Genomic DNA, 13,158 nt, shown 5'->3' with positions numbered 1-13,158 from the left:
GTTGGATGCCCGTCATTGATGGACGGCCAAGAGACCATCGCGGCGATCGCGACCCCGCCGGGAGCCGGTGCGATCGGCATCATCCGCATCTCAGGGCCTGGGACGCGGCAGATTGCCAAGGCGATGCTTGGCGATCTCCCGCCGCCACGCCAGGCGAGTCTGCGATCCTTTCGCGGCGAGACCGGCGACGTGCTCGACCAAGGGGTTGCGCTTTGGTTTCCGTCGCCGGCCTCCTTCACCGGTGAGGACCTGTTGGAGCTGCAGGGCCATGGCGGACCCCGGCTGCTCGACCTCGTGCTCGCACGGGTGCTAGGCGCCGGAGCCCGTTCGGCCCGGCCCGGCGAATTCACGGAACGGGCATTCCTGAACGGCAAGCTCGATCTCGCGCAGGCCGAGGCGATCGCCGACCTGATCCAGGCTGCGACCGCGACTCAGGCCCGGCTCGCAAGCCGCAGCCTCCAGGGCATCTTCTCGCGCCATGTCCGAGCATTGGTCGAGGGGTTGACGCACCTGCGCGTCCTGATCGAGGCCGGCCTAGACTTTCCCGACGAGGAACTGGACGCGCGCCCGGTCGAGCCGGCAGCCTTCGATGAGCTCATCGCGGCCGCGGAAGGCCTGCTCAGCCGCACCCATCAGGGTGAATTGATCCGGGACGGCCTGATGGTCGTGATCGCGGGACCACCGAATGCCGGCAAATCGAGCCTGCTCAATGCCCTGGTCGGCAGCGACGCCGCGATCGTGACCGAGATCCCCGGTACCACCCGTGATCTGCTGCGGGCCGAGATCCAGCTCGACGGTCTACCGATCCGCCTAGTCGATACAGCCGGCCTGCGCGCTGCCACCGATCCGATCGAACAGGAGGGGGTTCGGCGTGCCCGCGCCGAGATCGCTCAGGCCGACCACGTCATCCTGCTGACCGACGATACCCAGTCTCCCGAGGCGGAACCCTCGATCCCACGGGACATCGCCGAGGCCCTGCCGACCGGTGCTCCGATCACCCTGCTTCGGAACAAGATCGACCGCAGCGGCCGCGCCGCTGGAGTACGCGAGCGCGCGGACGGGGTCACGGAGGTCGCTTGCTCCGTGCTGACCGGTGCCGGCATGGATGCTTTCCGCCAGTACCTCAAGGCCGTTGCCGGCTATCAGGGACCGGATTCCGGGGAGTTCTCAGCCCGGCGCCGTCATGTGGACGCACTGCAGCGCGCGCTCGAACAGCTCAAGGCCGCAAGGGACGCCTCGCGCATCGCAGCGGCGCCGGAATTGATCGCAGAGGAACTGCGTCAAGCGCAGGCGTCTCTCGGGGAGATCACCGGCGAGGTGGCCTCGGACGAGCTGCTCGGCCGGATCTTCAGCGAGTTCTGCATCGGCAAATAGCCTCGCCCGCTGATCGAAGCTCTACCGGGAATCCCCTGGGGTTTGCCGTCCGGGCGGGCAGCGCGCGCGAGCCCGCGGCCGGGATTCGAACGCGTCACCGTCGATCAGGACGGCGCCTCGGCCTCGTTCAGCACGCCGAGCAGCCGTGCGGCCTCACGTCCCACCTCGGTGCTTGGAGCAATGGCTTCAGCCCGCTCGAGCGCATCACGTGCTTGGGCAATGTCCCCGGCTTGCAGCGCGACGAATCCAAGGCTCAGCCAGATCCGCTGGAACGCGGGTGCTTCTTTGGCACCCTTGCGCAACATCGCGATCGCCTCTTCTGAGCGACCGGTGTAGTGCAGCGCGAGACCCAGGTCGTTGCGGGTGTCGGCATCGTCGGGCTCGAGCTCGAGCACGCGCTGATAGACCGGGATCGCCTCATCGAATCGCCGGGCGACGAACAGGCGGTCCGCCGCCGCAGCCAGGGCAGCGCTATCGGTCGAGCCGAGATCGATCTCGCTCCCAATCTCGCTCCCATCAGGCGCCCCATCGAGTGCCTGACGCATCCGCGCTCCAAGCGCCCGCGCATCCGCCTGTTGCCCTGCAGGCAGCTGATGAGGCGCATCGGCACCGGCTGCCGGGGTCAGCGGATGGCGCAGGTAGTAATCTCGGGTCAGCGCAAAGACCGCGAAACCGTAGAAGGCGAGGAACGCTATGAAGAGCGTCCATTGCAGTGCAGATAATCTGGGTAACATCTTCGATCCAGCAAAGCCGTCGGCATCGACAGCGCCTGATGCTGCGAACCTTCCCCGCGGCTGTCAAGCAAAACGCCTGAAGCCCCTGCTTGACCGCGGTACTCGCTCGCGTCGAATCGTTTATCCTTACCTCTTAGGCCAACCATGCTTACCTGAGGAGACCTGGAACCATGCCAACGCCGCTGAATACGCTGCGCGGAGCGAGTGATGACCTGATCGCGACCCTCACCGCCGAGGGGATCAAGGACAGCGATGCCTTGGTTGAGGCGGCGGCCACACCGGAACAGCGCAAGCGCATGGCGAGCCAGTCTGGCTGCGACACGGCTACGATCCTTGAGCTCGCGAATCGCGCCGATCTGGCCCGAATCAAAGGCGTCTCGGGCGTCTATTCGGACCTGCTGGAGAATGCCGGGGTCGATACGGTCAAGGAGCTGGCCACCCGCAATGCGGAGAATCTGCATGCGAAATTGGTCGCGACCAATGATGCGATGCAGCTGTCGCAGCGACCACCGACGGCCGAGCAGGTCAGCGACTGGATTGCGCAGGCAAAAGAGCTGCCAAAGCTGCTGACCTACTGATGGCTGCACAAACGCTAGCACCGGGGGTGCCCATCAAGCAGGTGATCGCACAGCTCGTCGACGGCAGCGACCTGGACGATGCGACGATGACCGCTGCGATGGACGCGATCATGACCGGTCAGGCCAGCGATGCGCAGGTCGCCGGTTTTCTGATCGCCCTGCGGCTCAAGGGCGAGACGGTCACAGAGATCGCCGCTGCCGCTCAGGTGATGCGTTCACTCGCGACCGGCGTCGACCTTGGCACCCTGCCCCATACCGTCGATATCGTCGGGACCGGCGGGGACGCCTCCGGGACCTTCAATGTGTCGACGACCAGCATCTTCGTCGCCGCCGCAGCGGGCTGTCATGTCGCCAAGCATGGCAACCGCTCGGTCTCGTCGAAGTCCGGCGCTGCCGATGTGCTCGAGGCGGCTGGGTTGCGTCTGGACCTCGGTCCCGAGCAGGTCGCCCGGTGTGTGCGCGAGATCGGCGTCGGCTTCATGTTTGCCCCGGCGCACCACGGCGCGATGAAGCATGCGATCGCGCCACGACGCGAGCTCGGCGTCCGTACGCTCTTCAATGTGCTTGGTCCGCTGACCAATCCCGCCGGCGTCACCCGTCAGGTTCTCGGTGTGTTCTCGGAGCATCTGCTGGAGCCCCTTGCCGAGACCCTGCAACGGCTCGGTTCGGAGCATGTGCTCGTCGTGCACGCCCATGACGGGCTCGACGAGATCAGCATCGCCGAGCGCACCGAGGTCGCCGAGCTCAAGCAGGGCGTGATCACCCGCTACAGTATCGGCCCTGAGGACTTCGGCCTCGCTCGCTCGCCGCTGGATTCGATCCGCGTCGATGGACCCGACCAGAGTCTCCGCTTGCTGGAGAGTGTGCTTGCGGACCATCCCTCACCGGCCCGCGATATCGTGGTGCTCAACGCCGGCGCCGCGATCTATGCTGCCGACCTTGCCGATTCGCTGCCTGAAGCGGTGCGCGTCGCGGATCGTATGATCACGACCGGCGACGCGCGCAAGCGCTTCGACAGGCTGATTGCGTTGGCCAAGACCCTATGAGCGATACCCCGGACATCCTGAGACGCATCGTTGCGCGCAAGCGAGAAGAGGTCCGCGAGCGCCAAGAACGGGTATCGCGGGCGGCGCTCGAGGCTGGACTGGCCTCGTCCGATCCGGTGCGAGGCTTTGCCGACCGGCTTGCAGAGCGTATTGCGAGCGGGCAGGCCGCGGTGATTGCCGAGATCAAACGCGCGAGCCCAAGCAAGGGTCTGCTGCGCCCTGATCTTCAGCCAGCCGAGATCGCTCGGGCCTACGCCGGTGCCGGCGCCACCTGCCTCTCGGTATTGACCGACCAGGATTTCTTCCAAGGCGCCGATACCGATCTGGCCGAGGCCCGTGCGGCCTGCCCGCTGCCGGTGATCCGCAAGGACTTCATCGTCGATCCCTATCAGGTCGTCGAGGCCCGGGCAATCGGCGCCGACTGCGTCCTGCTGATCGCCGCCTGTCTCGATGAGGCTGCCCTTGCCGAGCTCACGACGCTCGCCGGGACCCTCGGTCTCGATGTGCTGACCGAGGTCCACGATGCGACCGAGCTCGATCGCGCCCTCTCGCTACCGGGTAAATTGATCGGCATCAATAATCGCGACCTGCGGACCTTCGAGGTCGATCTGCAGACCACGCTGGGCTTGGTCGACCGGATTCCGGAGGATCGGCTGCTGATCACCGAAAGCGGCATCCATTCTGCTCAGGACGTCGCACTGATGCGCGGCCATGGTGTCCATGCCTTCCTGATCGGGGAATCGCTGATGCGCGCCGAGGACCCGGGCGCCCGCCTTGCGATGCTCTTCTCCGACGAGTGACCGCAAGGGCCGGCTTGCCGGTTTGTGATCCAGAAGCGCCCTAAGAGGCCCTATCAAAATGCCCGGCTAGCCCGCACAAGTTGCGGATTTGGTAGGCCATGGAGGGCATTCTGTGAGTGCTTCTTAGGGGCTTCGCGAATCAACTGAACAGGCATCTCTCGCTCGCGGGCAACGCGACCTGATCGGCCGGCAGGTCCTGTTCACGTTATGGACGGACAAGCGCGTAGGCGATTGCCGGAAAAGCTCGTACCGAATTGCGCAGGATGTTCGTTTGCCTTCGAGGAGCGTCGCCGGGAACATAGCCGGGCTATGTTCCCGGCGGCGCGACGAAGAAGGCGAGCGAAAAGACCAGCAAGGTGGTATGAGCTTTGACAGAAATCGCCTTAGTGCAGCCGATCAGCGCGTACCGAACACGACGATGGTCTTACCAGAGACGCTGATGTGCCCCTTCTCCTCGAGGGCCTTCAGCACGCGGCCGGCCATCTCGCGTGAGCATCCGACCATGCGGCCGAGGTCTTGACGGGTGATCCGGATCTGCATGCCGTCCGGGTGCGTCATCGCGTCCGGCTGCTTGCAGAGCTGCAACAGTGCTCCGGCAATGCGTCCGGTCACATCCAGGAAGGCCAGGTCGCCGACCTGTCGGCTCGTCTGCCTGAGCCGCTGAGCGAGCTGACCGCCGATCGCGAACATCAGTCCGAGCGCGTGCTCGCGCAGCTCCCGCTCGAGCAGCTGCTGGACGCGCACGTAGCTCACCTCAGCGACCTTACAGGGCTCGCGCGTGCGCACGATGACACTGCGCGTGGTCTGGTCCTGGAATAACCCCATCTCACCGATGAACTCACCCTTATTGATGTAGGCGAGGGTCAGCTCATGGCGGTCGTCGTCCTCGAGCAACGCGGTCACCGAGCCTTCCACGAGGTAGTAGAGGCTCTCGGCGGGCTCGCCGCGTCGGATGAAATCGACGTGCTTCTCGTAATGCTTCGTATGGCAGTGGCTCAAGAACGGCTCGAGCCAAGGCGGGTCTTGAGGCGGCTTGATCAACATGAGTGCTTAACCATGGTGTGACGCGTCGAATCAGTCTAACAAGACTTTAGCCGGTTTCGATCCGTGCTAGGCTTCTCATCGCTTGTTGATGAGCGATGACATCCTGATGGTGAGCTAAGGTTGATATGAAAGCACGGGTGAAGTGGGTCGAAGGCGCGGCGATGATCGGCGAGGCCGGCAGCGGGCATGCTTTGGTGATGGACGGTCCGCCGGATGGGGGCGGACGCAACCTGGGCCTGCGGCCGATGGAGCTGTTGCTGATCGGCATGGGCGGATGCACCGAGTTCGACGTCCTGCTGATCCTGCGCAAGGCTCGCCAGGATGTCACCGATTGTGTGGTGGAGCTCACCGCTGAACGGAGCGCCTCTGATCCGAAGGTGTTTACATCGATCCATGCCCATTTCACCGTAACGGGTCGCGGCCTGAGCGAGGCGCGCGTGGCACGGGCGATCGAGCTCAGTGCGACCAAATACTGCTCCGCCTCGATTATGCTCGGTGCGACCGCAACGATCACCCATGATTACAGGCTCCGCGAGGTGGATGAGTAACCAGTTGCCCACGACCCGATGCGCTGAGCACTTGCGTGCGCCGAACAGCCGGCGTAGCCTTCCGCGCCCGTCGTTTGGGGGATAGTCATGCCGAAGATGCACAAGCGCTTGAAGCTTCAAGGGTTTAATAACCTCACCAAGTCGTTGAGCTTCAATATCTATGACGTCTGCTACGCGAGCACGGCGGAGCAGCGTACCGCCTATCTCGAGTACATCGATGAAGCCTACAACGCCGAGCGCCTGACCGGTATCCTGACCGATGTCGCCAATATCATCGGGGCCAACGTCCTGAACATCGCGCGTGAGGATTACGAGCCGCAGGGCGCGTCGGTCACGATGCTGATCGCCGAAGAGGAGGTCCGCGACGAGGGGCTCTCCAACTCCGCCACGCCGGGCCCCTTCCCTGATGCAGTGGTCGGTCATCTGGACAAGAGCCACATCACCGTCCACACCTATCCGGAGAGCAATCCGCACAGCGGCATCAGCACCTTCCGCGCCGATATCGATGTCTCCACCTGCGGTCTGATCTCGCCGCTGAAGGCATTGAACTATCTGATCCACGCGCTGGAATCGGACATCGTGATCATGGACTACCGGGTCCGCGGCTTCACGCGCGACGTCGGCGGCCGCAAGCACTTCATCGATCACAACATCAGCTCGATCCAGAACTATCTCTCACGGGATACCAAGGACCGATTCCAGATGATGGACGTCAACGTCTATCAGGAGAATCTGTTCCACACCAAGATGGTCGTCAATCACTTCGATCTCGACGACTATCTATTCTGTGTCACCGCATCGGATCTCTCCGACAAGGAATACGAGCGAATCGAACGCCTCGTCCGTCGCGAGATGATGGAGATCTTCTACGGCCGCAACATCTCGCGCGAGATCGCGAACTGGAAGACGCCGCCTCAGACCCAGTAGGCACCTCCCGTCATCACCTTCGAGACGGCGCGCATCGCGAGCTTGACCGGTTCCGGGAGCTCGACCCCGCCGGCCGCGCTGGCGACGTCCGCGTGATGGACCTCATCGAGCTTCATCTGCTCGAGGATGGCACGGGTGCGATGATCGTCGGCAGGGACCTGGGCGATGTGGTTGTCCAGATGGTCCTCGACCTGCCGCTCGGTCTCGACGACGAAGCCAAGGCTCCACTGGTCGCCGGCTAGACCAGCGGCGCTCCCCATCGCAAAAGAGCCTGCATACCAGAGTGGATTCAGGAAGCTCTTGCGCCCACCCAGCTCGTCGATCCGCTCCTCGCACCAGGCCAGGTGATCGTTCTCTTCTCGCGCTGAGCGCTCGAGACGCTCACGCACCTGGGGGTTGCGGGCGGTCAGGGCTTGGCCTTGATAGAGCGCCTGTGCGCAGACCTCTCCGGTATGGTTGACCCGCATCAGTCGGCCGATGTGGCGTCGCTCCTGCTCGGTCAGGTCCACATCCTCTTGGCCCTGCCCAGGGCGCCCACGCTCGGTGACGGCAGGGCGGCCGAACAGGGTCCGGAAGGTCTGGTCCAGGTTCATCAACGCCCGGTCGAACGGGGTGTAATCGCGTTCGCTCATCTCGGTTTCCTCGGTCTTCAGGAGTATTCAGGATTCGATCCGGAGCTGTCGCTCGATCAGCTCGACTGGATGCAGGATCTCGATAGCGAGGCCGGCATCGCGGATGCGTGCGGCCAGGTGCAACGCACAGCCGGTATTGGTCGTGACCAGATAGGCTGGCCGCATTGCCTTCAACGCGTCAATCTTCGGTTCTGCCAATACAAGTGCCGTTTCCGGGTGCTCGGTCAGATAGGTTCCGGCCGCGCCGCAGCACTGATCGTTCCCCGGCAACGGGGTCAGCTCCAGTGCCGGGATACGCTCGAGCAGTTCGTAGACGGCGCCTTGATCCCGGAGCAGATTGCGATGCGAGCAGGGCTCATGGACCGCGACCGCTTCCGGCAGCGGCGCCAGCCGGGCATCCTCCGGCCAGGGGATCGCGAGCAGAAAGCGGCAGATCTCGATAGCATCGAGCTGTCCATGCTCGCGCAGCTCGGCCACGCAGGCACTGGCGACACCGACGAGCGGACGCTCACTGAATAGCGCCCGATTCTGCGCCAGTAGTTGTTCCGCCGCCTCCGGATGGCCATTGTGGCGATGGATCGCACCGCAGCAGGTCTGGCCTGATGGGACCGCCGGCGGGTAGCCCAACCGGCTCAAGACCCGCAAGGCGGCGTCTTCGCTCGGCTGCTGGGCCGAGCGTGCGACACAGCCGCGAAACAGCGCCGGCATCCGATCTGCCCGATCCACCTCATCACTCCGATCCGTGCCTTGGGATTGGCCGTCATTTGCCTCCCGACGCTGCCGCCGCGGGTCGCCGCTAACTCGGGAAATGATCGCTGGATGGTCGGTTACGCGCGATCTCCCTGCATGCATCGGTTGCGCAGACGCTGATTGGCCCTGGGACAGGTCCAGTTGACGGCCTGCTGAGCGGCCCGGATGCTGGTGCTCAAGCGGCCGGGGTTTACTCAGCTGGGGTTCACTCGGATCAAGAGCCGTGCGAGGTCTGCGCCTCGGCCAGCGCAGGCTGCGCGCCAATGGATCGAGCACCGCGATCAGTGGCCAACGCGCAGCGATGGACTGGATCAGCGGTCTTGGCAGATGAAGCCAGCGGTAGACGATCCCGACGGCGGCCGTCAGTCGCAGCGCCCCCGGCCTTGCGAGCAGACCGAGTCGAGCCCGCCGCAGCCACCGATGCCAGCCCGGCCGACGCCGCTCACGCTCTGCCCGTGCCCCGTCCATCAGTTCGCCGTAATGCACTAGGGAGGGGCAAACTGGCTCGCAGGCCCGGCATTCGAGACACTGATCGAGATGCGCCTCCAGCCTCGGCCCGAACGACAACTCACCGCCGAGCCAGCCCTGAATCAGCGCGATGCGGCCGCGCGGTGATTCCCCCTCATCCTGCGTGAGCCGAAAGGTCGGGCAGTGCGGGAGACAATAGCCGCATTTCACGCACTGATCGGCGAGCTGCAGCAGCTGCTTGGCGCGATCGCCCGATGCCTGATTCTCTGCCTGCTGCGGCCTATCCTCTGTTCGATCCGGCATCTGCAACGACGGTGACGGCCCCGTCAACGAGCGCATGCCAGGCGGGGCGTCCGGTCCGGGCCGATTTGCGATTCGATGCCTCCAACCGCACGCTCTATGGCCAGTGCCGATTCGGCGAGCTGATCCTTGCCCTCTGATTGGAGTCTTCGATTGTGTCCTACTACAAACATCACGTCTTCATGTGCGTCAATGAGCGCGCCGATGGCAGCCAGTGCTGTGCACAGTGTAACGCGCAAGCATCGCGCGACTTCTTGAAGAAGCGCACGAAGGAGCTAGGGATTGCCGGCCAGGGCGGCGTGCGGATCAACACCGCCGGCTGTTTGGATCGCTGCAGTGAAGGCCCAGTCGCCGTGGTCTATCCGGAAGGGACCTGGTACACCTACATCGACAACGAAGATCTCGAGGAAATCCTGCAGTCCCACCTGATCAATGGAGAACCGGTTGCACGCTTGCAGCTGCCTGATCCTGCCTAATTCTGCCTGTTTCTGCTCGGGAAGGCCGCGACCTTGGCGTTGTACTGCTTCTTGAAGGCGACGCCTTCCTCCAGCGTCTGGCTGTCGTTGTGGTCGATGCTGAGCCAGATGTCGTCCGAGAGGGCGAGCAAGTCCTCTGGCATCTGCTCCAACTGCTCCAGAATGCTGCGAACCTCGGGCACATCTTCCTTGGCATGGAAGGCGAACGCCATCTTGCGATTCTCCGGCGTCATCGACGGGACGCCCTTGAAGTAGGGATCAGCCAGCAGCTCCTGCCGTAACGCCTCCAGTTGCGCCCCGAGCACCCTCGGTTGGTCGGTCTCCAGCTTGACGAGGATGAAGTAACGCGAACAGCCTTGCTCACCGACGATCACCCGGCCTTTGCGGTCGAACAACCTCGGATCGCCCGCCTCTCGGCGGCAATTGGCGCGGATCACCGATCAGGATCAAGTGCTGCACACACCGAACAGTTCATCCTCAATAGCCTTATTCGAGACGCTCAATCACCTTTGAGTAAAGGCATGGGGCGGGATTAGGCCTGTGAACGTAGCGAGATCGCTCCTTGACAGGATCACAGCCTTTTAAGCGCCGGACCAGACGCGCTGCGCCGGCTTAGCTGAGCAGCACAAAGCGCAGCACGACAAGAGCGCAACGTCGATCAGCACGGCAGCGATCGCACCCGTAAGCACCCGCGGGGAGGTATGTCAGCTCATCGAAATGGTGCCCAGGGACAGAATCGAACTGCCGACACGGGGATTTTCAGTCCCCTGCTCTACCAACTGAGCTACCTGGGCGTCGGGGAGGGCGCCGCGCGGAGAAACGCGCGACGAAGCCGTATATTAAACCGGTCTCTGGATTCTCCGTCAAGCTGTGCGTTTGGGCGGTTCGCGCCGCGGATACTCAATAGCTGAGCCATGCGCCGCGCTGTTCGAGCCACTCCACCTCGTCGCGCGCGAGTCGTTCGTCGAGGTCGGCTGGCTCGGCGGTGCTGTCCTCGACCCAATCCCGCAAGCCGGTACCGCCGGTGATGAGGTCGATGGCCAGACGTTCCGTTTCGTACTCGTAGGTGAAGTCACGCCAGAGTGGATAGTCCGGCTGCTGCTGGCGGAGCACCTTGAGGAACAGCGCGATCAGCCGAAACGGTCGGAACTGATCATGCCGATAGTGGGCGCTGTCGGTATGCAGCTGCAGTCCGTGACACAGCTGGTTCGCGTGCTTCTGGAAGCAGGGCGAGAAGGTGCAGCATCGCAGCATGACCCCTTGCATCCAGTCGGGGGCGAGCGACTCCATGCCCTGCATCAGCTGGCAGATATCGAGTCCGGGCGCACCGACCAGCTCGAGCGGGGTCGTGGTGCCGCGTCCTTCGGACAGGGTGGTGCCTTCCAACAGCACGGTGCCGGGGAAGCAGCGCGCCATATTGAGGCTCGCCGCATTCGGGCTCGGGTTGACCCAAGCGAGCTCGTCGCGCGGCCAACCGAAACCCGGCGCTTGCTCGGGGTCGTAGCCGGTCATCGCGATGACCTCGTGCTCGAGATCCAGTCCTTTGTGGCGGATCAGCCAGCACGCGAGCTCGCCGAGCGTCAACCCGTGACGCATCGGTATCGGTGCACTGCCGACGAAGCTCTCCCAGCCCGGCTCTAGCAGGCTGCCCTCGACCGGCCGGCCGGCGGGGTTCGGACGGTCGAGCACCCAGACCGCCTTGCCATGCTGCGCGCAGGCCTCGAGCAGATAGGTCAGCGTGGTGATATAGGTGTAGACGCGGGTGCCGATATCCTGCAGATCGACCAGTAGCACATCGAACCGCTCGAGCATCGCCTCGGTCGGATAGCGCACTTCGCCATAGAGGCTGAAGACCGGGATACGATGCATCGGATCGACATAGTCCGCCGATTCGACCATGTTGTCCTGCTTGTCGCCGCGCATCCCGTGCTGAGGCCCGAATGCGGCCGTGATCTGCAGGTCGCCGAGGGTCATCAGCGCATCGAGCGAATGGCGCCCGACCCGATTCACCGATGCCGGGTGCCCTAGTAACGCGACCCGGCGGCCCGCGAGGCGTCGCCGCAATTCGCCATCGGCCAGCAGACGGTCGATCCCAAGCTGTATCAATTCACTTGCTCCGCGCAATTCATCGCACTGGCGATGCTGCCACAGTGCGACGGGACTGGCGAGCGAGTGATCTGAACCGGGAGGCGCTCTGCACCGAGAGCGATGTGCTGCGGTTGCGCGACCGATAGGAGAAGAGATGGTACCGGGGACGAGACTCGAACTCGTAAGGTGTTGCCACCGGTGGATTTTGAGTCCACTGCGTCTACCAATTCCGCCACCCCGGCATCGAATCCGCTAGTATAGCGGGTCGATCACGCAGGGTACAGCCGTACAAGGGCGTTTGCCATCCGATGCGCCGTTCCGACTTCTACTTCGAGCTACCAGAGGAGCTGATCGCCCAGCGGCCGCTGAGGGAACGCAGCGCGAGTCGGCTCTTGGCGCTGGACGGTCCCAGCGCTGGGCTTCAGGACTTGGGCTTCCGCGATCTTCCCGCCCTGCTACACCCTGGCGATCTGCTCGTGTTCAATGACACGCGCGTGATTCCGGCCCGGCTATTCGCGCAGAAGGAGACCGGCGGGCGCGTCGAGGTGCTGCTCGAGCGCCTGCTCGACGATCAGGAGGCACTCGCCCATCTGCGCGCGAGCAAGGCGCCCCGCGACGGGACCGAGCTTCGAGTCGCAGACCGGGCGCGCCTCGCGGTCATCGCTCGCGAAGGCGACCTCTTCCGGCTCCGGGCGCTCGATGGACCGCTCCCGGAGCTCATGCACCGTCATGGCCACACCCCGTTGCCGCCCTATATCCGGCGGGCCGACGATGCGGACGATGCCGAACGCTATCAGACCGTTTATGCCGAGCGTGCCGGTGCGGTCGCTGCGCCGACCGCCGGGCTCCATTTCGATCAGCCGATGCTGGATCGGCTTGCCGAAATGGGCATCGCGACGGCCCGCGTGACCCTGCATGTGGGAGCCGGGACCTTCCAGCCGGTGCGCGAAGAGGACCTAGATCGCCACGCGATGCATGCCGAATGGCTCGAGGTGGCGGCACCGACGGTCGAGAGGATCAAGGAAACACGAGCGGCCGGCGGCCGCGTCGTTGCCGTTGGCACCACAACCGTACGCAGCCTCGAGACCGCTGCATCGGTTAACAACGACACTCAATTACAGCCCTACCGCGGCGAGAGCCGTCTGTTCATCCGGCCCGGATTCTCGTTCCGGGTGGTCGATGCGATGATCACCAACTTCCACCTGCCGGAGTCGACACTGTTGATGCTGGTGTGCGCGTTCGCCGGATACGAGCCGATCATGAACGCCTACCGGCATGCGGTCCGTGAGCGTTACCGCTTCTTCAGCTACGGCGACGCGATGTTCCTGACCCGGCGGGGCCAACGCTGACCCGGGGCTGACCACCGGAGCTGGCTCGAGGGGGCTGGCTCGAG

Annotated in this window: 14 protein-coding genes, 2 tRNA genes and 1 pseudogene; 8 read left to right on the top strand and 9 right to left on the bottom strand. The window is 64.1% G+C overall.

The window, feature by feature from the left end:
• Positions 1-18 precede the first annotated feature (18 nt).
• Positions 19-1,374 carry a tRNA uridine-5-carboxymethylaminomethyl(34) synthesis GTPase MnmE gene (gene mnmE / locus CKO40_RS10155; protein ID WP_200346108.1) on the top strand — a complete coding sequence of 452 codons (1,356 nt, stop codon included), beginning with the start codon at positions 19-21 and terminating at the stop codon, positions 1,372-1,374.
• 104 nt (positions 1,375-1,478) lie between these two features.
• Here the strand turns inward: mnmE and CKO40_RS10150 are convergent, their stop codons facing one another.
• A complete protein-coding gene (locus tag CKO40_RS10150; RefSeq protein ID WP_200346091.1) occupies positions 1,479-2,108 on the bottom strand; it encodes a tetratricopeptide repeat protein in 630 nt (209 codons plus the stop codon).
• Positions 2,109-2,278: 170 nt separating this feature from the next.
• On the opposite strand from CKO40_RS10150, the gene CKO40_RS10145 reads away from it, so the two are divergent.
• Genes CKO40_RS10145 through trpC form a run of 3 tightly spaced genes read left to right on the top strand, consistent with a single transcriptional unit; the run spans position 2,279 to position 4,532 of the window.
• Positions 2,279-2,686, top strand: a complete 408-nt coding sequence (locus tag CKO40_RS10145; RefSeq protein ID WP_200346090.1) for a DUF4332 domain-containing protein — start codon at positions 2,279-2,281, stop codon at positions 2,684-2,686.
• Positions 2,687-2,712: 26 nt separating this feature from the next.
• Positions 2,713-3,732, top strand: a complete 1,020-nt coding sequence (gene trpD, locus CKO40_RS10140) for an anthranilate phosphoribosyltransferase (RefSeq protein WP_200346107.1) — start codon at positions 2,713-2,715, stop codon at positions 3,730-3,732.
• Complete coding sequence (gene trpC, locus CKO40_RS10135) at positions 3,729-4,532, top strand: indole-3-glycerol phosphate synthase TrpC (RefSeq protein WP_200346089.1); 804 nt, start codon at positions 3,729-3,731, stop codon at positions 4,530-4,532. The genes trpD and trpC overlap by 4 nt, the downstream gene beginning before the upstream one ends.
• A gap of 396 nt (positions 4,533-4,928) precedes the next feature.
• Here the strand turns inward: trpC and crp are convergent, their stop codons facing one another.
• The gene (gene crp / locus CKO40_RS10130) at positions 4,929-5,576 is read right to left on the bottom strand and encodes a cAMP-activated global transcriptional regulator CRP (protein ID WP_200346088.1); all 648 of its coding nucleotides are present in this window, start codon (positions 5,574-5,576) and stop codon (positions 4,929-4,931) included.
• Positions 5,577-5,701: 125 nt separating this feature from the next.
• On the opposite strand from crp, the gene CKO40_RS10125 reads away from it, so the two are divergent.
• The gene (locus CKO40_RS10125; protein WP_200346087.1) at positions 5,702-6,124 is read left to right on the top strand and encodes an OsmC family protein; all 423 of its coding nucleotides are present in this window, start codon (positions 5,702-5,704) and stop codon (positions 6,122-6,124) included.
• A gap of 87 nt (positions 6,125-6,211) precedes the next feature.
• Positions 6,212-7,051 (top strand): adenosylmethionine decarboxylase, encoded by an 840-nt coding sequence (gene speD, locus CKO40_RS10120; RefSeq protein ID WP_200346086.1) that lies wholly within the window; start codon positions 6,212-6,214, stop codon positions 7,049-7,051.
• On the opposite strand, the gene coq7 is transcribed toward speD, so the two are convergent.
• The 3 genes and pseudogenes from coq7 to CKO40_RS25140 form a co-directional block, all read right to left on the bottom strand.
• Positions 7,039-7,683 carry a 2-polyprenyl-3-methyl-6-methoxy-1,4-benzoquinone monooxygenase gene (gene coq7, locus CKO40_RS10115; RefSeq protein ID WP_200346085.1) on the bottom strand — a complete coding sequence of 215 codons (645 nt, stop codon included), beginning with the start codon at positions 7,681-7,683 and terminating at the stop codon, positions 7,039-7,041. The two genes, speD and coq7, sit on opposite strands and share 13 nt — an antisense overlap.
• Before the next feature lie 27 nt (positions 7,684-7,710).
• Positions 7,711-8,409 (bottom strand): (Fe-S)-binding protein, encoded by a 699-nt coding sequence (locus tag CKO40_RS25145; RefSeq protein ID WP_338074161.1) that lies wholly within the window; start codon positions 8,407-8,409, stop codon positions 7,711-7,713.
• Positions 8,410-8,982: 573 nt separating this feature from the next.
• A pseudogene (locus tag CKO40_RS25140) lies at positions 8,983-9,204 on the bottom strand (4Fe-4S dicluster domain-containing protein); the annotation flags it as partial.
• A gap of 152 nt (positions 9,205-9,356) precedes the next feature.
• Here CKO40_RS25140 and CKO40_RS10105 point away from each other — a divergent pair.
• On the top strand, positions 9,357-9,677 hold the full coding sequence (locus CKO40_RS10105) for a (2Fe-2S) ferredoxin domain-containing protein (protein ID WP_200346083.1): 321 nt from the start codon (positions 9,357-9,359) through the stop codon (positions 9,675-9,677).
• On the opposite strand, the gene CKO40_RS10100 is transcribed toward CKO40_RS10105, so the two are convergent.
• The 4 genes from CKO40_RS10100 to CKO40_RS10085 all read right to left on the bottom strand — a co-directional run bounded on the left by CKO40_RS10100 (position 9,674) and on the right by CKO40_RS10085 (position 12,007).
• A complete protein-coding gene (locus CKO40_RS10100; RefSeq protein WP_200346082.1) occupies positions 9,674-10,114 on the bottom strand; it encodes a hypothetical protein in 441 nt (146 codons plus the stop codon). The two genes, CKO40_RS10105 and CKO40_RS10100, sit on opposite strands and share 4 nt — an antisense overlap.
• A gap of 281 nt (positions 10,115-10,395) precedes the next feature.
• Positions 10,396-10,471: transfer RNA gene (locus CKO40_RS10095), tRNA-Phe, on the bottom strand.
• Between the two features lie 106 nt (positions 10,472-10,577).
• Positions 10,578-11,783: an exo-beta-N-acetylmuramidase NamZ family protein gene (locus CKO40_RS10090; protein WP_200346081.1), complete on the bottom strand. Its 1,206-nt coding sequence runs from the start codon at positions 11,781-11,783 to the stop codon at positions 10,578-10,580.
• A gap of 137 nt (positions 11,784-11,920) precedes the next feature.
• A tRNA-Leu gene (locus tag CKO40_RS10085) sits at positions 11,921-12,007 on the bottom strand.
• A 66-nt stretch (positions 12,008-12,073) separates the two neighbouring features.
• Between CKO40_RS10085 and queA the strand changes: the two genes are divergently transcribed.
• The gene (queA, locus tag CKO40_RS10080; protein WP_200346080.1) at positions 12,074-13,114 is read left to right on the top strand and encodes a tRNA preQ1(34) S-adenosylmethionine ribosyltransferase-isomerase QueA; all 1,041 of its coding nucleotides are present in this window, start codon (positions 12,074-12,076) and stop codon (positions 13,112-13,114) included.
• Positions 13,115-13,158: the final 44 nt, after the last annotated feature.

The organism is Halochromatium glycolicum (assembly GCF_016584085.1).
Classification (GTDB): Bacteria; Pseudomonadota; Gammaproteobacteria; order Chromatiales; family Chromatiaceae; genus Lamprobacter; species Lamprobacter glycolicus.
The sequence above is the reverse complement of the archived record's forward strand: the minus strand, read 5'-3'. Positions and strand labels throughout refer to the sequence as shown.